The sequence below is a fragment of the Staphylococcus piscifermentans genome (assembly GCF_900186985.1).
Lineage (GTDB): Bacteria > Bacillota > Bacilli > Staphylococcales > Staphylococcaceae > Staphylococcus > Staphylococcus piscifermentans.
Window position 1 is genome coordinate 1,192,698 of the sequence record NZ_LT906447.1, and the last position, 21,078, is coordinate 1,213,775.

Consider the following 21,078-nt stretch of genomic DNA (forward strand, 5'->3'; position numbering starts at 1 on the left):
CTGACAATTAGGTTGTATCAAAACTGCTGAATAGTGATATTCAGCAGTTTTTTTATGGTATTTTACAGGTAATGTTCTTTAGACGACAGAGTTCGAAATATGGTAAAATGAAGTGATACTTTTATACTCAATTTATCGGTTCTTACATAAAAGTTCTGTAAAAAAATAAGAGTTTTATCTCAAAAAGGAGTCTTCCGATATATGGTGAAATTTATTCATTGTGCAGACTTGCATTTAGATAGTCCGTTCAAATCACATAATCATTTAAGTCCTAATATTTATGAAGATGTTAAAAAAAGTACATACGAAAGTTTTAAATCAATTATCGACTATGCTTTGCGTGAAGAAGTCGATTTTATTGTTATTGCCGGCGATTTATTTGATAAAGAAAATCGTTCATTAAGAGCAGAAGTCTTTTTAAAAGAACAATTTAAAAGATTAGAAAAAGAACAAATATTTGTGTATCTCTGTCATGGAAACCATGATCCTTTGTCTGAAATGATTACTTCTGAATGGCCGACTAATGTTTCTGTTTTTAATAAAAATGTAGAAACATATCAAACGATTACGAAGCATGGAGAGAAAATACTGTTACATGGTTTCAGTTATCAAAATGATGAAAGCTATGAAAATAAATTAGATGAATACCCGTCCAGTCAAGGAGAAAAAGGACTGCATATTGGTGTATTACATGGTACATATAGCAAATCATCAGACAATCACCGTTATACAGAGTTTCTCTTAGAGGATTTGAATACAAAGTTGTATCACTATTGGGCTTTGGGTCATATTCATGAACGTTCGCAATTAAGTGATATGCCTCCAATCTATTATCCTGGTAACATTCAAGGCCGCCACTTTAATGAACAAGGAGAAAAGGGCTGCTTGCTTGTAGAAGGCGACGAATTGAAATTAGATGTTAAATTTATTCCAACCCAATATATTCGATTTGACGAAGTGAAAATTGAAACCAAAGCGACTTCAAAGCAAGGCATTTATGAAGTGATTCAAAAATTTAAAGACAGTGTTAGAAACCAAGGGAAAGCTTTCTACCGTATTCATTTAGAAATTGATAGCGATGCACCTGTGGCTGCGCAAGATATTGTGCAAGTAGAAGAAATGATACGTGAATATGAAGAAAACGAAACTCAATTTATCTATGTGGAAGATTTAATTGTTACTTATAAAGATGACGAATCGCGACCTATTGAACAAGAATTTTCAACTGAATTAAAAAATGATGAAACAGTTTTTGATAACGCGATGAGTGATTTGTATCTTAATCCGAAGGCATCAAAATATCTAGACAATTACAATGATTTTGATAAAACGCAATTAATAAATCGTGCAGAATCTTTATTGAAGTCGGACTTAAGAGGTGAGAAGCAGTGAGAATCAAAGCATTAGATATTTATGGCTATGGTAAATTCGTCGAAAGAAAAATTCAGTTTAATACATCGTTAACAGAAGTGTTTGGTGAAAATGAAGCGGGTAAATCAACAGTCCAAGCATTTATTCACTCAATATTATTTGGATTTCCCACAAAGCGTGAAAGCGAGCCGAGATTTGAACCGAGACTAGGGAATCAATATGGCGGTAAACTCTATTTAGTTCTAGATGATGGCCAAGAAATTGAAGTTGAACGTGTAAAAGGTGCAGCCCAAGGTGATGTTAAAGTTTATTTAGAAAACGGCGGCATTCGTGATGAAGCTTGGCTGCAGAAGAAATTGAATTATATTGATAAATCTACCTACAAAGGCATCTATTCATTTGATGTATTAGGTCTGCAAAATATCAACCGCAATATGGATGAAAACCAATTGCAAGAATATTTATTGCAAGCAGGTGCGCTAGGCTCCACTCAATTTACAACTATGCGCACACAGTTGGATGAACGTAAGAACGAACTCTATAAACGCTCTGGGAAGAATCCGATCATCAATCAGCAAATCAAGCAATTAAATGAACTGGAAAATCAAATTCGCGAACAAGAAAGTCATCTCGAATCTTATCATCGACTCGTAGATGATAAAGATAAAGCAGAGCGTCGCTTGAATCATTTGCATCAAAATTTACTTCAGCTTTCTAAAATGCATGAAGCCAAACAAAAGGAGCTCGCTTTGCATGATCAGTCACAAGAATGGAAAGCACTCGAACATGAATTGAATATAGAACCGCTTGATTTTCCTGAACAAGGAATTGAAAGATATGAGACTTCAAAACAACAAAGCGATCAATTGAAGAAAGATATTGGTTTGCGTCAAGAAAAATTAAATCAACTAAAGAGTGAAAACGAACAAATTGACGTTCCTAAAACTACGGACATAGATGCTCTGAACCAAATTGCGAAACAAGAAAACGCAGTAAGACAACAAGAAAATGACTTAAAAAGTATTAATAAAGAAATAAATGATAAAGAGCGTGAAGTGCAAAGTTTAAAATCCAATATCGGGTGGAAAGAATTTCATGCAGATGTGGATGTTTCTGAAAGTGTAAAAAGCTATGCTAGTCATCAAATCGCAGAGAAAAACGAACAAGCCTCATATATTACTCAACTTAAACGTACTTTAGAAGAACAAGAGATTGAGCAAGCAAATGTTCAAGAAGAGCAAGAAGTAGTGAAAAACGCCTTAGTTCCTGATGAAGTATTTGAAAAGAAAAAGCAATATAATCAACAGGCATTTGAACTCAAAGAGAAAAAGAATTTATACCAAAAAATGAAAGATGCTTTTGATATTGAGCAACAAGAGAGAGATCGTAAACAGAAAATGCTACGTATCACTTTTGCCATCTTAGCTCTTATCGGTGCAGGCTTAGCAGTCTTTTCTTTTGTGACTCAAACTATGGTGTTTGCAATTATCTTTGCGATTGCAGCTATAGGTTTTATTATTGGCGCTGTGATGGTGAAATCAACTGAAGTTGGTCATAGTGAAGCCTTTACTTCAGAAATAGCACAATTAGAAAAGCAAAATGCTGAACTTGAAAATAAATATGATTTAAACTTTGATCTAGATGAGCAGCATCGTTTACGTGAACAAAATCATAATATTAATAAAACACGGGAAGTGTTGGATAATAAACTTGCTTTAACTCAAGAAAAACTAGACGAAGCCGAAATCAAATATCAGCAATTAGAAGATAATATTTTAGAAATCAAATCTGATTTACATGTTTCATCTAAGATGACAGACAGCTTAATTTTAGATGCTATTAAAACAATTGAACGTGTTCAAACATTAACACATCATATAGAAGAATTGAAACAGCAACAACACAACTTGAATAGTGAAATTGAATCTTTTTATGCACATGCGAAGCGTGTAACTGAAAATCAAGTAACAGACTATAATCAGCTGTCACTATTTCATGATGTCAGACGTTGGTTAAATCAAGCAGAAGAAAATCATGCTAAATGGGCACGTAATAAAGAGAATATTGATTTACTTTCAAATGAATTAAATCAACTACAGACACGTTTAGGTGAAAATACAGCGCTGATTGAAAAGTTGTTTAATCATGTTAAAGTTGATAATGAAGAAGCTTATTATCGCTATCATCAACGTTATCAAACATATCGCAGCAACCATGCGCGTTATCATGATTTAAACAAGTATTTGGAAAATCAAAACTTTATGTATGATGATGCTTCGAAATTAAGCGAAAAAACACAAGTACAATTAGAAGATGAAAATAACTTGCTTGCACAACAAGTTGATGACTATAACCAACAATTCTTAACTTTGCAAAGCGAAGTAAGTGACTTAAATGCACAAATCAAACATATGGAAACAGATGAAACTTTAACTCAGTTAAGACATCGTTATCATATGCTGAAAAATCAATTTAACGAAAATGCGAAAGATTGGGCGAGTCTCAGCTATCTAGAATCCTTAGTAGATGCTCATATTCAACAAATCAAGGATAAACGTCTACCACAAGTGATTGATGAAGCGACAAGCATTTTCAGCCGTTTGACACAAGGACGTTATACACAAGTTACCTATACTAATGATAATGTCATGGTGAAACATGAAAATGGTCAAATGTATCAACCAAGTGAAATCAGTCAATCTACAAAAGAACTCTTATATATTGCGTTACGCTTGAGTCTGATTAAAATTCTGCGACCTTATTATTCAATGCCGATTATTATAGATGATGCGTTTGTTCATTTTGATAAACAACGTAAAACTGCTATGATGGAATATCTCAAAGAAATGGCACAAACTTATCAAGTATTGTACTTTACATGTACTAAAGATAACTTTATACCAACTAAACAAAAAGTAATCCTAGAAAAATTAGAAGAAGGAGGCAAAAAATGAGAAATGTTGAAAAGCTTCAACCCGGCGACTCAGTCGATCATTTCTTCTTGATTCACCGAGCAACACAAGGCGTTACAGCACAAGGTAAAGACTACATGACATTGTTTTTGCAAGATAAAAGCGGTGAAATAGAAGCGAAACTTTGGACAGTGTCCAAGCAAGATATGGAAGTGCTGAAACCTGAAACTATCATTCGTGCGAAAGGTGATGTAATTAATTACCGAGGTCGCAAACAAATGAAAGTCAATCAGTTTAAACTTGCTGAACCTGCAGATAATTTAGCAGCTAAAGATTTTATAGATGGTGCACCTTTAACACCAGATGAAATCAAAGAGCAGATTGATTATTTCTTATTGGATATTGAAAATAGCAAATTACAAAGAATTACAAGACATTTATTGAAGAAATATAACAACGCGTTCTTTGTATATCCAGCAGCAAGTTCAATCCATCATAACTTCGCGAGCGGCTTGAGCTATCACGTGCTTACTATGTTGAAAATCGCTAAAAGTTTATGTGATATCTACCCATTATTAAACCGCAGCTTACTGTATAGCGGTGTCATCTTGCATGATATTGGGAAAGTTAAAGAACTGAGCGGACCAGTGGCAACTTCCTACACAGTAGAAGGTAATTTGCTTGGACACATATCGTTAGCCAGCGAAGAAGTGTCACAAACTGCTGAAGAGTTAGGAATTGAAGGGGAAGAAGTGATGTTGTTGAAACATATGATTCTTTCTCATCACGGCAAGTTGGAATACGGTTCGCCTAAATTACCGATGTTGAAAGAAGCGGAGATTCTATGCTATATCGATAATATCGATGCTCGAATGAATATGTTTGATAAAGCCTTTAAAAAGACAAGTAAAGGCCAATTTACTGAAAAAATATTCGCAATGGAACATCGACAATTCTATAATCCAGAAAATCTTGATTAGACTGTATATATTAAATAAACAGGAGTTGGAACTTGATAGTGTTCCAACTCCTGTTTTTCGTTGTTCCAGTTTTAATTTTAAGTTAGATTAAGGTGTAGAAATGCCGTCGCCAGAACTGCCTTCAGCGCCACCTTCAGCACCGCCTTGAGATTGCTGTTTCAATTTATCAGCATTTAAGATAGAATCGTCCACAGCTTTTTTAATATCTCTGTCTTTAAAGTCTACTTTGTATTCTTTAAGTAAATCTTTATAAGCATCTACTAGAATTTGCGGATCTTTTTGAACTTTATTTTGGATAATTTGAGATTTCAATTTACTGCGCTCAGAAGAGAAATCAGTCGGTTTATCAGCTTTAATGATATGATAACCATAGTCAGTCTTCACAACATCAGAAATTTGTCCATCTTTCAACTTGAACAATTCTTTATCAAAAGGTTTCACCATTTGACCCTTAATAACATAACCTAAGCTGCCGTCTTTCTTAGCGCTGGCTTTATCCATAGACTCTTTCTTAGCAATTTCACCGAATTTATCTGGATTTTTCTCAACTTCTTTATGGATTTCTTCCGCTTTTTTCTTAGCTTCTTTATCACTCAAGCCTTCTTTATCTTTATCATCAGACTTAACTTTAATTAGAATATGAGAAGCCTTTTTCGTATCATCTTTTAAATCTTTATCCGAAACTTTAACTTTATCCATCAACAATTGTTTTTGATAAGCCTGAAGTTTCTTCTGCTCTTTATAGTCATTTAATGACATACCTTGTTGTTTTAACGCACTTTCAAACTGGTCTTTGCCACCATATTGCTTTTGCTCATCTTTAATCTGCTGATCAATATCTTTAGTATCCACTTTATCAGAGTATTTCTTCTCTAATAACTTACCAAGCAGAATTTCAAACGAACTATTCGCAATTTGTTCATTACCAATTTTTTTCATTACATCTGCGACTTTGACATCTCCGGCCTTAGAAGAAATTAATACATCTTCCTTCGAGTCAGTTGCATGATTTCCACATGCGCCAAGCAATACAGCGCTTGCTGTTACAGGAATCATAATTTTCTTAAATGATTTCATCTCTAAACTCCTTCTTTAAAATATAACAATGTTAATATACCATACTATACGGCTTATACAAATCAATCTCATACCCACTACAACCAAAGTACTACTGGAAAAGAAAGATTTGGAAAGAGGGGGGACATGAAAAATACCTCTAAAATTTGTTTGGTTTTTAATAAAATGAAGGGACTGAAACATCAACAAATGTTCCAGCCCCCTAGGCTATGATTAATTAAAGTGTCTGCCTGTAGTATCCTCATATTTATTCAAAATATTAAAGCCGGTACAATGTTCTTCAATATATCTGCCTTCATTAGAAAACAAAATCAGTTTTAAATACATGATATCCATTACTGAGAAACCAGCATTCAAAGCAAGCAAGAACATGAAGTAATGACCATATTCCGGAAAGGCTTGTCCTAAATAAATACAAGCTGCTGTAATGATAATAAGCGGCGACACTAAGCATATGCAGAAATAATATTTATTAATAGGATTATTCACATACAAATTATATATTGGAATCCAAGCACGTTTAGACAAACGTTTCTTTCTGAAATGTTTATAATAAGGTGCTAAGATAATTAAATGAATTAATTTGTGAATTGGATAAAGCAAGATGGCTACTAATAAAAATACGAAAAAGTAACGGTCAGTGATTTGTTTATCCGAAAAGTAAATCATAATTTCGTAACTAACTAAAAATGTAATAATCGTTGTAACTATCGCCATAAAAATAATACGCGGTAATCCGAATCTTGTTTTAATGTCGATTCGGCGAGCACATAAAAACATAACGATACCTCCTCACAATAGTCATATAAAAAGGGTTTTATTTACCGTTCTTATAACATACCTACGTATTATCTATCTTTAAATGTAAAGAGTCAAGCCTTAAATTTATAAAAATATGTAAAAAAATGAAAAGGTGACAAATCATCCAGAAAAAAGGGGAGGGAGCGTTGTTTCAGAAGAGCTAAAAAATTCGGTCAAAGCAATAATAGCTTGACCGAATGTGGAATTATCTATTTAGTTTCAGCTTTATCTGTTTGCTGTTGTGATGTTGTTTCTTCTGCTGCTTGAGATGACTGCTGATGATGAATTGTTTCTTGTTTGCCATAACCTATAGCTGTCGTTTTCGGTGTATACGGTGTAATATTTCTTTTAGCTGGACTCTTAGTAGGTTCTTGCATCACTTCAGTAATCACTTCTCCACGTTTTTGCAAGTCTTCAATATTTTCCTGAATATGATTAATATTCGGTTTAATATCCTTCATAAAGTCGCTGATTAAAGTCTTAACTTCATCTACAATCGTTTTAACTTGTTTAGATTCGACTTTAATTTGATTCACGTAATTAGAAATATTATTAGTAGACTGCTTTAATTCACGAGTACTGTTGTCGAATTCAGTTTGATTCACGTTAGACTCATTTTTATTAAAAGCAGTGACAGCAAGCCCAGCAGCAGTTCCAGCAGCTAATCCGGCTAATACACGTAGTACTCTCATATGTTATTCTCCTCGTATAATTAGTTTAATGTTCAAAATTGATATAGTATGATGATACCCTTTTTTCACACAATCATTCAAATTGAGCTTGAATCTGTTGAGCAATTTCAGCTTTTTGATCATCATCAATTTCTTCTTCGTGTGTAATCCATTTATATCCAAATCCATCGATGTCGTCTTTGTATCGAGGTAAGAAGTGGAAATGTAAGTGGAACACAGATTGGTCTGCGTATTCGTCATTATTTTGAATAATATTTAAACCATCTGGATTGAAAGCTTTTTTAATTGCATTCGCAACTTTAGGCAAGGCTACGCCAATATGTTTCATGGTTTCTGGATCTGTTTCAAAAATATTAGGTGATGGTTTTTTAGGAACAAGCAAAGTGTGGCCCTTAGTAACTTGCGAAATATCTAAAAAGGCATAAACGTACTCATCTTCATAAACTTTGAAACTTGGAATTTCGCCATCAATGATTTTGCTGAAAATTGTTTTTGACATCACAATTCACTCCTTAATTTTTATACTTAGTTTTAATTATAGCATTCAATAGGAACAACCGTCATGCAGAGGGGTAAAACTTTGGGTTTTTTCAAAGACTTTTTGGTACAATAAAACACAGTTGGAGGTTTAAGATATGACTGTAAAAGTAGAACACCTGACAGGCGGCTATGGTAAAAAGCCTGTAATTAAAGATATTAACTTCGAATTGAAGAATGGAGAAATAGTAGGCTTGATTGGTTTGAATGGTGCTGGCAAAAGTACCACAATTAAACATATGCTTGGTTTATTAACGCCAAGTTCTGGAGAGCTCTCTATTTCAGGAACAAATATTAAAGATAATATTGAAGCATATCGACATAAATTATCATATATTCCAGAGGCACCCGTTATTTATGAAGAATTAACCTTGCAAGAGCATATTGATATGACGGCAATGGCTTATGGAATAGATAAAGATACAGCGATGGAACGGGCAAATCCGCTTCTCAAAACGTTTCGCTTAGAAAATGAACTGAAGGTTTTCCCAAGTCATTTTTCCAAAGGAATGAAACAAAAGGTCATGATTATTTGCGCCTTTATCGTCAATCCCGAGTTATACATCATTGATGAACCATTTCTTGGTTTAGATCCGCTAGGTATCCAATCTATGTTGGATTTAATGGTAGACAAGAAGAATGAGGGCAGAACTGTTTTGATGAGTACGCATATCTTAGCAACAGCAGAACGCTATTGCGATCGTTTCATCATTTTAGATGAAGGCAAGATTGTAGCCTTTGGAAATCTTGATGAGTTGCGCGAACAAACTGGGTTGCATGGCCAAACTTTAGATGATATCTACATCCATGTGACACGAGGTGGTCAAAAAGTATGACAGATCATCGTGCGATTGCATTATTCAATCAAAGACGCCAAGCAATCAGCAAAGAAAAATCGTATTATAATAAATTTATATTTAATGGGCATTTTTCAATATTCCTATTAATATTACTTGGCGCTTTTATCATGGGTTATGGTAATTGGCTCAAACATATTCCAAGCGGTATTCCTTATGCCTTATTAGCAAGTATGGCAGTGGCAGCAACATCTCTATTTCCACTACGTACGTTGCTGAAAGAAGCCGATCGACTCTTCTTATTGCCGTTTGAACGTCATATGAATATTTATATCCGTTATAGTTTAATCTATAGCTACTTAGGCAGAATCCTTATTCAAGTTGCAGCGTTAATTATTTTATTTCCTTTATTTAGCAAATTAGATTCTAGCAATATACTTTATTTTATAATTTTCGCTATTACAGCTCTAATTTATCCTTATCTTGGATTACATGCAAAACTTGAATGGATACATGCAAAACTGCCTAGTTGGATTATCCTGTTACTAGAATGGATTATTTTTGCAGCAACTTATGAATTGATTTTAGGTTTACATCAAATAGCAGGGGTATTACTATTGGTTATTTTTGCGGCAGGAGCTTTGGTTTTGAAAAAGGCAAACCATCAGAAACTCTTTGCATGGGAAAAGCTCATCTCAATAGAAGAGCAGCATCACATGAACTATTACAAGTTCGTCAATATGTTTACAGATGTGAAGCATTTACGTTCACAAGCGGTACGCCGTCGCTATTTAGACTTTATCTTAACGAGACCGAGTGCTAAGCACTACAACTCTGAGCATATGTATTTGTTTCTTTTTAAACGCAGTTTCTTGCGTGGAAAAGATGCCTTTAATATTATCTTGAGATTAGTAGTGATAGCGGTCATATTAATGGTGTGGTTGTCGCAAGTATGGATTTCGCTTATTGTAGGCGGTTTATTCATGTACATTATCTTGCTGCAAACCGCTCAATTCTATACGCAACAAGCTTATGGCTTATGGCCGCAAGTTTGGCCGGTACCTGAAGAAAATGTCATAAAAGGATATGCACAGTTCTTATATCACATTATGTTCGCTATAGGAATTATATTAGGTATCGTATATATTATTTTATTCCCGGCACAATTATATGCGGCACTTATTTTCTTTATAATAGGGTGGCTTACTATCCGAAATATAGTTAAAAAGCTGAAATATCAAGAAACATTATTACGCGATTAAAAAATAACGCCAAATTAACTTTCTAAAGTTAATTGGCGTTTTTTAGAATATTAATTAATATTATTGATCATCAACGGGATAGAGATAACGTTCAAAGTAACTTGAATGTTGTCCACTTGAGCCGAAGAATTGAGATAGAGCTGCTTTAGAGAAATTCTCTTGATAAACAGATGATTCTTTAAAGTCTTCATATGCTTGACGCTCTGAAAAACCGAAATAAATTTTATAAGTTGTGCCTTTATCCGGTTTTAAGAAACGATAGCATTTGAAACCTGGAAACTTATCAAAGTTTAAGGATAAACTTTGCAAACGTTTCTCTAATTGATAAGCATGATTTTCTGCAGTAGGAATAAACACTACAGCGAAGAAGCCATCTTCTTCCAAATCATTAACGCTGGAAAGAATTTCATATGTGAGCGGTTCTTTCAAAGCGCTTGGCATATCCGTTTCTTCGAAAATTAATGATGTGTCTTTTGCTGAATATAAATATAAATGATGGTCTGGATGGTTAAGTCTGATTTGATTGAGGTATCCGAAAGTACCATAAGATGCATAAAATTTCATGGTAAATTCCCCCTTTTCTCTTAATTATACGACGAATACGTCTTTAATGCTAGCGCATACATATTTGCTAGTATGTATATTATATCTTAATACCACAGAATAATGATATAAAAACAAATGAGTTTCATAAATATAAACTGAAGATTTCCTGAGTATGTAGAATGAGAGTAACGCTTAAGTATGTCATAATGAAGAATGTATGTTTTAAAATGAAACGAAATGAATTTTCAGTATGTCATTTTTATGACATTTAAAAGGTTTAAAATACGTATATTCTAGTGATATGCTATGATAGATTAGAATGATTTTATTGTGGGAGGATACCGAGGTGCATAGTAAAAATAATACAATTTTAAAAATGATTAAGGGAGAAGAGGTAGCGCATACACCCGTGTGGTTCATGCGTCAAGCCGGCAGATCTCAACCGGAATACCGCGCCTTAAAAGAGAAATACTCGTTATTTGAAATTACACATCAACCTGAATTATGTGCCTATGTTACACATTTGCCTGTTGATAACTATCAAACTGATGCAGCGATACTTTATAAAGATATTATGACGCCGCTTCAACCTATTGGAGTAGATGTCGAAATTAAATCTGGAATCGGCCCTGTCATCAGTAATACCATTAAAACAGTTCAAGACGTTGAAAAGTTGGGACAGATTGATCCTAAACGTGACGTCCCTTATGTATTAGATACAATCAAACTGTTAACAAAAGAAAAATTAAATGTGCCATTAATCGGTTTTGTCGGCGCACCGTTTACTTTAGCCAGCTACATGATTGAAGGCGGACCTTCTAAAAATTATCACTTTACTAAAGCAATGATGTATAGAGACGAAGCAACTTGGTTCGCTTTAATGGATCATTTAGTAGATATGTCGATTGCTTATGCAAGTGCACAAATAGAAGCGGGTGCTGAACTCATTCAAATCTTTGATTCATGGATTGGGGCATTAAACGCAACAGATTTCAAATATTATATTAAACCATCAATGGAACGCTTGATTAAAGGCATTAAAGCGCAACACGATGTACCGATTATTTTATTTGGAGTGAATGCAACACATCTTATTGAAGAATGGAATAAATTGCCGATTGATGTCTTAGGAATTGATTGGCGCACTACAATCAAAGAAACTTCAGATTCAGGCGTATCTAAGACAATACAAGGCAACTTAGATCCTTCTTTATTATTAGCACCTTGGGATGTTATACAACCACGTTTAGATAAAATATTAGATGAAGGTATGCAGCACGGAAAACATATTTTTAATTTAGGACATGGGGTATTTCCTGAAGTAGATCCAGCTACTTTGAAAAAAGTGACTGCTTATGTTCATGACTATACTCAAAGAAAGTAAGAAAAATGAATGGTAAAGGAAGGGTTTAAAATGACTAAAACAGTTGGTCTATTAGTGATGGCTTATGGAACGCCATATAAAGAAAGTGATATAGAGGCGTACTATACAGATATACGTCACGGCAAAAAACCTTCACCTGAAGAAGTACAAGATTTAAAAGACCGTTATAAATTTATTGGGGGCATTTCTCCTTTAGCCAAAATTACAGATGCTCAAGCTGAAGCGTTAAGAGATAAATTGAATGTCATGTATAAAGACCAAGACATAGAATTTAAATTGTATATTGGATTAAAACATATTCATCCTTATATCGAAGATGCATTGAAACAAATGAACGAAGACGGTATTAAAGAAGCAGTTACAATTGTGCTTGCTCCGCACTTCTCTAATTTTTCAGTGGGTTCTTACGATAAAAGAGCTAATGAAGAAGCGGAAAAATACGGTATTCAGCTGACACACGTAAAAAGCTTTTACCAACAACCGAAATTCATTCAATATTGGGTGAAAAAAATTAATCAAACTTTGACTGAGATACCTGAAGAAGAACATGACGAGACGGTTCTAGTTGTTTCAGCTCACAGCTTGCCTGAAAAAATGATTATGGAATCACACGATCCATATCCTGATCAACTCACAGATACTAAAAACTTGTTAGCAGAGTTATCGAATATTGAACATACTGCACAAGGTTGGCAGTCAGAAGGAAACACAGGTACACCATGGTTAGGGCCTGATGTTCAAGATTTAACACGCGAATTATATAAAGAATATGGCTATAAACATTTTATCTACACACCAGTGGGCTTTGTGTGCAACCATTTAGAGGTGCTTTACGATAACGATTATGAGTGTAAAGTAGTGTGTGATGAAATCGGCGCAGTTTACCATCGACCACCTATGCCGAATACTGATGATTTATTTATCGGTGCTATGGCAGACGAAGTCTATTCAGTTTTTTCAGTGAAAGAAGAGGATAAGCATGACTAAGCGAGTTGCAATTATTGGGGCAGGCATCACAGGCTTGTCAGCAGCATACTATCTAAAAAAAGAATATCCCGAGTACACTGTAGACGTGCTAGAAGCAACGAATCGTGCCGGCGGGAAAATACAAACTTATCGTAAAGATGGATATACTATTGAGTTAGGTCCAGAATCGTATCTAGGCAGAAAAAAGATTATGACTGAGCTAGCAGAAGCAATTGGTTTAGGTAATGATTTAATAACTAATCAAACAGGACAATCTTATATCTATGCCAACAATCGTTTGTATCCAATTCCAGGCGGTTCTATCATGGGGATTCCTACTGATGTTAAACCATTTATCAGTACCAAATTGATTTCTGTTAAAGGCAAAATTCGAGCAGCTATGGATCTTGTTAAGAAACCGGTTGAGATGCCGAAAGGGGATATCTCTGTCGGTGACTTTTTCAGAGAACGATTAGGTGATGAAGTGCTTGAAAACCTAATTGAACCTCTGATGGGCGGTATTTATGGCACAAACATTGATGATTTGAGTTTAATGAGTACATTTCCAAACTTTAAAGAACGTGAAGAACAATACGGCAGTTTGATTAAGGGAATGCGCTATGAGAAACAACTCAGACAGAATCAGAAGAAATTATATCCTGGTGCACCGAAAGGCCAATTCAAACAGTTCAGACACGGTTTGACGTCATTCATCGAAGCATTAGAAAAAGCTGTATCTGAGCAAGGAACTGAAATTAAATTCAACACTAAAGTAGAAGACATTATCGGTTCTCAACGCGGCTATGATATTGTTTATAATGGTGAAAAACATTCCTATGATGGCGTATTAGTGACTGTTCCGCATCAAACTTTTATGCAATGGTTCAGTGAAGATCCAGCACTAGATTACTTCAAAACGATGGACAGTACTTCAGTTGCCACAGTAGTATTGGCTTTTGATGAAAAAGATGTTGAAAATACTTATGATGGAACTGGATTCGTAATTGCTAGAACATCGGATACACGCATTACTGCTTGTACTTGGACAAGTAAGAAATGGCCGTTTACTACACCTGAAGGCAAAGTGCTGCTCAGAGCGTATGTAGGTAAACCAGGAGACCATATCTTAGAAGAAATGACGGATGAAGAAATTGTTTCTACAGTGAGAAAAGATTTAAGTCAAATGATGACTATTAAAGGCAATCCTGAATTTACGATTGTAAATCGTTTGCCTAAAAGCATGCCACAATATCATGTAGGGCATATAGACCATATTCGTCAAATCCAAGAACATATACGTCAAACGTATCCGCATTTACGCATTACAGGAGCAGGCTTTGAAGCAGTTGGATTACCGGATTGTATTCAACAAGGAAAAGATGCAGTAGAAGAGTTGGCTCAAACGATTAAGTAAAATAAATACAATTTGTGAATGTTCTGAAAATTGTATTGACCTTTGAAAGTTATGAGCTTAATCTATTGCTATTAGAAATTCAATCTTGTTTGAGAATAGTATCTTGTAATAAAAATAGATAACCAAAAATGACCTGAAAACAGGTTCATTGTAGAGATGCAACAAGATGAACCTGAGGATTCAGGTCTTTTCCTATTGAGTGAGAGGTGAGCACAATGACTAAAATTATTTTGATTCATGCACAAGGCGCAGATGCGCATTCCAATTGGTATGAATGGTTAGAACAATCCTTGAAATTAGAAGGGTATGATATGAATATTTGTAATATCAAACATTCAACTCCTGTCAATATGGATGAGTGGTTAGACCAACTCAATGAACAAATTGACATTGAAAAGCATGATACGTACTTTGTTACCCACGGATTCGGAACTTTAGCAGGTTTGAAATATCTTGATGTCCATACAGAAAAACGTATAGAAGGTTTTTTCAGTATTGCTGGATATGGTCCAGAAGCTAAAGATGTGGCTCAGAGTCTTCAAGCAAATGATGTGACATTAGATTATGAAAGTTTGAAAGATAGAATCGACTACTTCTACGGTTTATGTTCAACTGATGACCCTTATGTTCCGTATAAAGATACTGAGGAATTGATTGACAAACTCGGAGGAAAAAGCCGTGTCATCAAGAATGGCGGACATTTTACTACAGATGACGGATATGATACATTTTTAGCACTTAAAAATAATATGATGAAAAGAATATCGAGATAGAGAGAGAAGCGGGACAGAAATAACTTTAAATAATGTTATTTCGTTGTCCCGCTTCTTTTCGTACGATGAGTTTAAAGTAAAACTGTCGAGACTCGGGTTGGTTGCCTATATACTTTGCCCAGACTCTCACCTTCACCAACTATCACTACAAAATTGTTCGTTATATATTATCCAAAGAAAAAGGATTGAGACCTCTATGGAAGTCCCAATCCTTCTTCTTTATGTGATGCTCAACATACGATCTAAACTTTCTTTCGCATATTTAGCTGTTTCTGCATCAACATTAATAATATTATCTTTGTTGCCATCTAAAATTTTATCTAAACACCAAGCTAGGTGAGGCAAGTCGATTCGATTCATAGTCAAACAAGAGCACATCAACGGATTAAGTGAATCGATAGTAATATCTTGGTAGGTTTCTTTCAAACGATTGACTAAATTCATTTCCGTGCCGACTAACCAGCGTGACCCTTTAGGCGCGTTTTTAATTGTTTCGATGATATAACGTGTAGAACCAGCATAATCAGCAGCTTGAACGACTTCGAATTCACATTCTGGATGAACAATAACATTGATTTCAGGGTCGCGTTCACGTGCTAAATCAATATGTCCTTTATGGAATTTTTCATGGACTGAGCAGTGGCCTTTCCATAAAACAATACGTAAGTCTTCTAAATTGCCTTCATAAATTAGTTCTTTTGCAATCGGATCCCAGACAGCCATTTGTTCTAGTGGAATACCTAAATCATAAGCAGTATTTCTTCCTAAATGTTGGTCAGGCAAGAAGAGAATGACTTTACCTTGCTTCAAGGCCCAGTCTACTACTGATTTTGCATTTCCGCTGGTAACACAAGAGCCGCCGTGTTCACCGACAAATTTCTTAATTGCTGCTGTAGAGTTTACATATGTTAATGGCAAGATATCTAAATTGAACTGTTCAGTTAAGACATCATAACCATGTAAAGCTTGTGTGATATTGGCCATATCTGCCATAGAACAACCTGCTGATAAGTCTGGAAGATAGATATCTTGTGAGTCGCTTGTTAAGATATCAGCTGTTTCAGCCATGAAATGCACACCGTTGAAAACAAAGTATTCAGCAGCTGTATTTTCTTTACAGATTCTTGCTAATTCTAAAGAATCTCCTGTGATATCAGCAAATTGTACTACTTCATCTTTTTGATAATGATGCGTCGGCATAAATAAACGATCGCCGAGCTCGTCTTTAATATTTTGAATATGATTCTCTAATTCCTCTTGTGACATTTGTAAATATTTTTCAGGAATAGATTTTGACACAGACAACATAGGGTTAAACATTTAAATCACAACCTTTGCAGAAATATCGAGCGCGTTTTGCGCATAGAATAGGGAACCCATTGAGATATAGTCGACACCTGTTTCAGCATATTCAACTATGTTTGATTCATTGATGTTTCCAGATGCTTCTGTTTGAATGGCTTCAGGCACTAGACTGATATGTTCAGCAATCCATTCAGGTTTTTGGTTATCGAACATAATAATATCTACATTATTCGAAATGGCAGTTTGCAACATGTCTTCATTTTCAATTTCAACTTCTATTTTATCCATTGGTCCTACAACTTTTTTGGCATTTTCAATGGCTGCATCCATTGATTTGCTGAAGGCGATATGATTATCTTTTAACATTAAACCGTCATTAAGCGAACGACGATGATTGAATCCGCCGCCAACAGTAACTGCAAATTTTTCAAAGATACCAAGTCCAGGAGTTGTTTTACGTGTATCTACAAGACGCGTAGAAGTATGTGCAATTTTATCGGCAATGCGTCTTATTTTAGTAGCAATACCTGACATACGCTGAATCAAGTTCAATACAATACGTTCCATTGTTAATAGGACATAGACCGGACCTTTGATGTGAGCAATAATATCTTCAGGATGGATGCTATCTCCATCTTTTACTTTTAGTGAAATTTCAACCGTTGAATCTAATAATTTAAAAGATTCATTGATAATAGCCTCACCACAAAAAATCCCGGTATCTTTAGATTTTAGTGTGAGTGTACCAATTTGTGTCTGATCAAAGATGTGTGTTGCTAAGTCCCCGTATTGGTTATCCTCAATGTAGAATTGAGTGATTTTCTCGCGTACGAGTAATGGATTTAACATTTTCCTTGCCTCCTGATTTAAGTTCTACAACTTGCTTTTGCCAACTGTTATTTTGAGTTGGAAAATCTGTTCTATAATGCACGCCTCTAGATTCGTTACGTTCAATGGCTGATGTACAAATCAATTGCAGCATTTTAACCGTACAGTAACGCTGCCAAGCTGATTTGGTAATATTTTCTGTAATAGGTGCATCCGTCAGAACGTCTTGAATTTTTTCCAAGTAAGTTTTCATTTGAACTGCATTTCTTTCAACACCTAAGACGTCAAAGCTTTGATGTTGCAAAGTTTGAGCATCTGCTTCGGTAATTACAGGTATTTGAATACTGTGTTGGAAATGTATCGGGTCAATAGGACGGATAGTTCGGTTGACTTTATCCGCTGCTAAAGCACCCATAACGAGTCCTTCGAGCAGCGAGTTGCTTGCTAAACGATTTGCACCATGGAAGTTGGTACAAGCTGCTTCTCCGACAGCATAAAGATTTTCATAAGCTGTTGACCCATCGACTTTAGTTTGAATACCTCCAACCGTATAATGCGCACCAGGTGTCACAGGTATAAGTTGTTTCAACATTGCTCCTGGATAATGTTTTTGCACTGCTGCATAAATAGTAGGGAAACGTTCAGGGAAATGAGGAATTGCCTGGATATTTAAGAAACATTCATGTCCCTCTTGTTGCTGATGGTATAACGCTCTGCTTGTAACATCGCGAGGGGCTAAACTTTTCATAGGGTGCAATTCATCCATAAATTGTTTGCCAGTTTCGTTTACCAATATTGCACCTGCACCTCGAACAGCTTCAGAAACTAAACTGAATGCTTCTTTAGGCTTCCCGAGCAAGGTAGGGTGAAATTGAATCATTTCCATACTTTCTAGTGTCAACCCGTGATGTAAGGCCAAGATAGGGCCTGATGCTAATGAGTGGGGAATATTGGAATTAGTTGTAAACACATTATTAATTCCGCCAGTCGCTAAAACCACAGCATCTGCTTCGATACTTTCTAAATTATTATTACAATCTAAAGTTAAAACACCGCAAATCTCATTTGCTGTGTTAGTTAATAAATCGATAACTTCTGTTTCTTCAATAATAGATAAGTTTGGATGGTCTAAATGTGCGACCATATGTTGAGCGATGAATTTACCTGTCTGATCTCCGCCAGCATGCAAGATTCTAGGTTTACAATGTGCTCCTTCCATTGCATAATCGAGTTCTCCTGATTTGGAGTTTTTATCAAAAGATAAACCTTCATCAATTAACTCCTGAATAAAAGGGTAACTTTTAGTAATGACTTCTTGAATCACTTCAAAATCACCCATCTCAGCACCAGCTTTAAATGTATCAATACTATGAGCTAAGCCGTTATCACTTTCATTTTTAGAAAAACAGATACCGCCTTGCGCAAAGTTACTATTATTCTCAGTAAGTTGATCTTTAGTTATGCAAACGACTTCAATATCATGATTTAAATGACGAATGAATGAAAGGGCGGCAATTCCACTTCCGACAACAATTACCCGTCTCATGTTTACACCTCTATTTACATTAGTATATACAAATATGTTAACATGTATGTATGCAATGATTTTGTCATATAATTAAGATAAATGCAAGTGGGGGAAGCAGTATGATTTATTTAGATAATGCATCGACAACCAAACCAGCAGAAGAAGTGTTAGAGATTTATCAAGAAGCACAGAAGGCTCTATTTTTTAATAGTGAGAGTTTGCATGCTGGTGGCGAAATGGTGCGAGAAGCTTTGGATTCTAGCAGAAAGTATATACAGAAAAAATTTAATACTAAAAAAGAAGTGCTCTTTACTACGAGCGGTTCACATGCCAACCAAATAGCCATCACTACTTATTTGCAACAAGCACCTGAAGGCAGAGTAATTGTATCTCCGTATGAACATCCATCTATAGCTGCGGCGCTAGAACCTTTTTCAAAGCAATTTGAAATCCTTGAGATGCCTTTAAATCAAAAAGGAGAGATTGATTTAGCAGGTTTAGCTGAATTAATTACAGATGAAACTGTGCTATTAATCGCGCAGCATGTGAGTTCGGAAACCGGGTATATCTTACCCGTGCATGAAATAGCAGCTATGGGAGCGGAACAAAATATTCCGGTGCATGTAGACGGTGTTCAAGCTGTACATAAGATAGCAGACATGCATATCGATGATTTTACTTCTTACACTTTCTCAGGGCATAAATTTAATGGGACAAAGGGAAGCGCTGCTTTATTGATTGATCATAAATCCTTAAGACCGACAAATATTCACTATTTTCATGAAGAAGGTACTAGAAATGGGACATTAGATGTACCTAGTATATTGGCGATGACGAAGGCACTCTCTTTAGATGCGGACATTGCGCATTTGGAAAAAATTTATCAACATGCATTAACACGTGCAGTAGATGCAAATTTTACAGTTCTAAAATATAATCATCATGCACCTCATATTATTGGCTTATTAACGCCGCATTTTGAAGGGCAATATATTATGCAGACACTATCAAGCCGTAATATTTGTATCTCAACTGGTACGGCATGCGGTCATGGTTTATTGCTAAGTGATGGATTAATGCATAAAATAAATGATGAACACCAAGAAGCAGATCAATATATCAGAATTTCATTTTCAAAAAATACACAGATTAATGAAATAGATCAGTGCTTTGAACAAATAGAGACTATACTAAAAGGGGTGGCCTTGGATGAGCCAAGCTGATGAAAGAAGAGCAGAAATTGTTGAACTGCTTAAAATGACAAATGAACCGATTAAAGGGTCCGAATTGAGTCAACGATTCGGAGTCTCTCGTCAAATTATCGTGAAAGATATTTCACACTTGAAAACGAGAGATTATGCAATTAAGTCAACGAGTAAAGGATACTTTTTAAATATTGAACCGCAGGGGAAGACACATAAACGATTAGTGATGTGTCAACATGATTTTGATGAGATGGAAGCGGAACTTTCTATCATAGTTGAAAATGGCGCTATGATTGATGACGTATCAGTGGAACATCCAGTATACGGCAACATCCGGGCTGAACTCATGATAGAAACACCTGAAGATATTCAAGTGTTTATTGAAGAAATGACGAAATTTAAAGGAACGATGTTAGCACAGTTGACAGATGGAATTCATCTGCATACACTTTCTGCTGATACTGAAAAAATTCTTGAAAATGCAGTTGAAGATTTAGAAAGGCAAGGATTTATTGTAGGGACAGAAGAACCAACTAAATAATAAGTGACTGTGTACTGCACCCCTAAAGTTGAACCTGGAAAATTCAACTATAGGGGTGTTTATTTATGGTTTGGTATGCTCAAGTTCATAATAAAATAACTGAATTGCATTTAAATTCAGAGTATTAAAACTTTTATATTGTAGGTAATTTACTTTGTT

19 protein-coding genes are annotated in these 21,078 nt (G+C 35.2%); 11 read left to right on the top strand and 8 right to left on the bottom strand.

Annotated features, from left to right (window positions below; translation table 11 throughout):
• Positions 1-201 precede the first annotated feature (201 nt).
• Genes CKV71_RS05500 through yhaM form a run of 3 tightly spaced genes read left to right on the top strand, consistent with a single transcriptional unit; the run spans position 202 to position 5,263 of the window.
• The gene (locus CKV71_RS05500) at positions 202-1,392 is read left to right on the top strand and encodes a metallophosphoesterase family protein (protein WP_095104592.1); all 1,191 of its coding nucleotides are present in this window, start codon (positions 202-204) and stop codon (positions 1,390-1,392) included.
• Complete coding sequence (locus CKV71_RS05505) at positions 1,389-4,325, top strand: ATP-binding protein (protein ID WP_095104594.1); 2,937 nt, start codon at positions 1,389-1,391, stop codon at positions 4,323-4,325. Before CKV71_RS05500 ends, CKV71_RS05505 begins: the two co-directional genes overlap by 4 nt.
• On the top strand, positions 4,322-5,263 hold the full coding sequence (yhaM, locus tag CKV71_RS05510; protein ID WP_095104596.1) for a 3'-5' exoribonuclease YhaM: 942 nt from the start codon (positions 4,322-4,324) through the stop codon (positions 5,261-5,263). Before CKV71_RS05505 ends, yhaM begins: the two co-directional genes overlap by 4 nt.
• A gap of 87 nt (positions 5,264-5,350) precedes the next feature.
• Here yhaM and prsA read toward each other — a convergent pair whose 3' ends face one another.
• From prsA to CKV71_RS05530, 4 genes are all read right to left on the bottom strand, one after another.
• Positions 5,351-6,340 carry a peptidylprolyl isomerase PrsA gene (gene prsA, locus CKV71_RS05515; RefSeq protein WP_095104598.1) on the bottom strand — a complete coding sequence of 330 codons (990 nt, stop codon included), beginning with the start codon at positions 6,338-6,340 and terminating at the stop codon, positions 5,351-5,353.
• 213 nt (positions 6,341-6,553) lie between these two features.
• Complete coding sequence (locus CKV71_RS05520) at positions 6,554-7,120, bottom strand: DUF3267 domain-containing protein (RefSeq protein WP_095104600.1); 567 nt, start codon at positions 7,118-7,120, stop codon at positions 6,554-6,556.
• 230 nt (positions 7,121-7,350) lie between these two features.
• Positions 7,351-7,833, bottom strand: coding sequence for a hypothetical protein (locus tag CKV71_RS05525; RefSeq protein WP_095104602.1), 483 nt, complete (start codon positions 7,831-7,833; stop codon positions 7,351-7,353).
• A gap of 73 nt (positions 7,834-7,906) precedes the next feature.
• Entirely contained in the window at positions 7,907-8,332 is a 426-nt protein-coding gene (locus CKV71_RS05530; RefSeq protein WP_095104604.1) for an HIT family protein, read from the bottom strand.
• A gap of 136 nt (positions 8,333-8,468) precedes the next feature.
• On the opposite strand from CKV71_RS05530, the gene ecsA reads away from it, so the two are divergent.
• Positions 8,469-9,206: an ABC transporter ATP-binding protein EcsA gene (gene ecsA / locus CKV71_RS05535; RefSeq protein WP_095104606.1), complete on the top strand. Its 738-nt coding sequence runs from the start codon at positions 8,469-8,471 to the stop codon at positions 9,204-9,206.
• Positions 9,203-10,429, top strand: coding sequence for an ABC transporter permease EcsB (gene ecsB, locus CKV71_RS05540; RefSeq protein ID WP_095104608.1), 1,227 nt, complete (start codon positions 9,203-9,205; stop codon positions 10,427-10,429). Before ecsA ends, ecsB begins: the two co-directional genes overlap by 4 nt.
• A 60-nt stretch (positions 10,430-10,489) precedes the next feature.
• Here ecsB and CKV71_RS05545 read toward each other — a convergent pair whose 3' ends face one another.
• Positions 10,490-10,993: a signal transduction protein TRAP gene (locus CKV71_RS05545; RefSeq protein ID WP_095104610.1), complete on the bottom strand. Its 504-nt coding sequence runs from the start codon at positions 10,991-10,993 to the stop codon at positions 10,490-10,492.
• 301 nt (positions 10,994-11,294) lie between these two features.
• On the opposite strand from CKV71_RS05545, the gene hemE reads away from it, so the two are divergent.
• The 4 genes from hemE to CKV71_RS05565 all read left to right on the top strand — a co-directional run bounded on the left by hemE (position 11,295) and on the right by CKV71_RS05565 (position 15,512).
• Positions 11,295-12,359, top strand: a complete 1,065-nt coding sequence (gene hemE, locus CKV71_RS05550; RefSeq protein WP_095104612.1) for a uroporphyrinogen decarboxylase — start codon at positions 11,295-11,297, stop codon at positions 12,357-12,359.
• Positions 12,360-12,389: 30 nt separating this feature from the next.
• Positions 12,390-13,346: a ferrochelatase gene (hemH, locus tag CKV71_RS05555; RefSeq protein ID WP_095104614.1), complete on the top strand. Its 957-nt coding sequence runs from the start codon at positions 12,390-12,392 to the stop codon at positions 13,344-13,346.
• Entirely contained in the window at positions 13,339-14,739 is a 1,401-nt protein-coding gene (hemY, locus tag CKV71_RS05560; protein WP_186824466.1) for a protoporphyrinogen oxidase, read from the top strand. The genes hemH and hemY overlap by 8 nt, the downstream gene beginning before the upstream one ends.
• 215 nt (positions 14,740-14,954) lie before the next feature.
• Positions 14,955-15,512 carry an RBBP9/YdeN family alpha/beta hydrolase gene (locus tag CKV71_RS05565; protein ID WP_095104618.1) on the top strand — a complete coding sequence of 186 codons (558 nt, stop codon included), beginning with the start codon at positions 14,955-14,957 and terminating at the stop codon, positions 15,510-15,512.
• A gap of 219 nt (positions 15,513-15,731) precedes the next feature.
• Here CKV71_RS05565 and nadA read toward each other — a convergent pair whose 3' ends face one another.
• Genes nadA through CKV71_RS05580 form a run of 3 tightly spaced genes read right to left on the bottom strand, consistent with a single transcriptional unit; the run spans position 15,732 to position 19,191 of the window.
• Positions 15,732-16,832 (bottom strand): quinolinate synthase NadA, encoded by a 1,101-nt coding sequence (gene nadA / locus CKV71_RS05570; RefSeq protein ID WP_095104620.1) that lies wholly within the window; start codon positions 16,830-16,832, stop codon positions 15,732-15,734.
• Entirely contained in the window at positions 16,833-17,666 is an 834-nt protein-coding gene (nadC, locus tag CKV71_RS05575; protein ID WP_095104622.1) for a carboxylating nicotinate-nucleotide diphosphorylase, read from the bottom strand. It lies immediately after the preceding gene.
• Positions 17,617-19,191 carry an L-aspartate oxidase gene (locus tag CKV71_RS05580; protein WP_095104624.1) on the bottom strand — a complete coding sequence of 525 codons (1,575 nt, stop codon included), beginning with the start codon at positions 19,189-19,191 and terminating at the stop codon, positions 17,617-17,619. Before CKV71_RS05580 ends, nadC begins: the two co-directional genes overlap by 50 nt.
• 101 nt (positions 19,192-19,292) lie before the next feature.
• Between CKV71_RS05580 and CKV71_RS05585 the strand changes: the two genes are divergently transcribed.
• Complete coding sequence (locus CKV71_RS05585) at positions 19,293-20,396, top strand: cysteine desulfurase family protein (RefSeq protein ID WP_095104626.1); 1,104 nt, start codon at positions 19,293-19,295, stop codon at positions 20,394-20,396.
• Positions 20,383-20,919 carry a transcription repressor NadR gene (locus CKV71_RS05590; protein WP_095104628.1) on the top strand — a complete coding sequence of 179 codons (537 nt, stop codon included), beginning with the start codon at positions 20,383-20,385 and terminating at the stop codon, positions 20,917-20,919. Before CKV71_RS05585 ends, CKV71_RS05590 begins: the two co-directional genes overlap by 14 nt.
• The last annotated feature ends 159 nt before the right edge of the window (positions 20,920-21,078 follow it).

Excerpts from the sequence above, each read along its gene's own strand:
- CKV71_RS05520 (WP_095104600.1), bottom strand. The coding sequence starts at position 7,120 with ATGTTTTTATGTGCTCGCCGAATCGACATTAAAACAAGATTCGGATTA.
- nadA (WP_095104620.1), bottom strand. The coding sequence starts at position 16,832 with ATGTTTAACCCTATGTTGTCTGTGTCAAAATCTATTCCTGAAAAATAT.
- CKV71_RS05530 (WP_095104604.1), bottom strand. The coding sequence starts at position 8,332 with ATGTCAAAAACAATTTTCAGCAAAATCATTGATGGCGAAATTCCAAGT.
- CKV71_RS05590 (WP_095104628.1), top strand. The coding sequence starts at position 20,383 with ATGAGCCAAGCTGATGAAAGAAGAGCAGAAATTGTTGAACTGCTTAAA.
- CKV71_RS05585 (WP_095104626.1), top strand. The coding sequence starts at position 19,293 with ATGATTTATTTAGATAATGCATCGACAACCAAACCAGCAGAAGAAGTG.
- prsA (WP_095104598.1), bottom strand. The coding sequence starts at position 6,340 with ATGAAATCATTTAAGAAAATTATGATTCCTGTAACAGCAAGCGCTGTA.
- CKV71_RS05545 (WP_095104610.1), bottom strand. The coding sequence starts at position 10,993 with ATGAAATTTTATGCATCTTATGGTACTTTCGGATACCTCAATCAAATC.
- yhaM (WP_095104596.1), top strand. The coding sequence starts at position 4,322 with ATGAGAAATGTTGAAAAGCTTCAACCCGGCGACTCAGTCGATCATTTC.
- nadC (WP_095104622.1), bottom strand. The coding sequence starts at position 17,666 with ATGTTAAATCCATTACTCGTACGCGAGAAAATCACTCAATTCTACATT.
- ecsB (WP_095104608.1), top strand. The coding sequence starts at position 9,203 with ATGACAGATCATCGTGCGATTGCATTATTCAATCAAAGACGCCAAGCA.
- ecsA (WP_095104606.1), top strand. The coding sequence starts at position 8,469 with ATGACTGTAAAAGTAGAACACCTGACAGGCGGCTATGGTAAAAAGCCT.
- CKV71_RS05580 (WP_095104624.1), bottom strand. The coding sequence starts at position 19,191 with ATGAGACGGGTAATTGTTGTCGGAAGTGGAATTGCCGCCCTTTCATTC.
- CKV71_RS05500 (WP_095104592.1), top strand. The coding sequence starts at position 202 with ATGGTGAAATTTATTCATTGTGCAGACTTGCATTTAGATAGTCCGTTC.
- hemY (WP_186824466.1), top strand. The coding sequence starts at position 13,339 with ATGACTAAGCGAGTTGCAATTATTGGGGCAGGCATCACAGGCTTGTCA.
- CKV71_RS05525 (WP_095104602.1), bottom strand. The coding sequence starts at position 7,833 with ATGAGAGTACTACGTGTATTAGCCGGATTAGCTGCTGGAACTGCTGCT.
- hemE (WP_095104612.1), top strand. The coding sequence starts at position 11,295 with ATGATTTTATTGTGGGAGGATACCGAGGTGCATAGTAAAAATAATACA.
- CKV71_RS05565 (WP_095104618.1), top strand. The coding sequence starts at position 14,955 with ATGACTAAAATTATTTTGATTCATGCACAAGGCGCAGATGCGCATTCC.
- hemH (WP_095104614.1), top strand. The coding sequence starts at position 12,390 with ATGACTAAAACAGTTGGTCTATTAGTGATGGCTTATGGAACGCCATAT.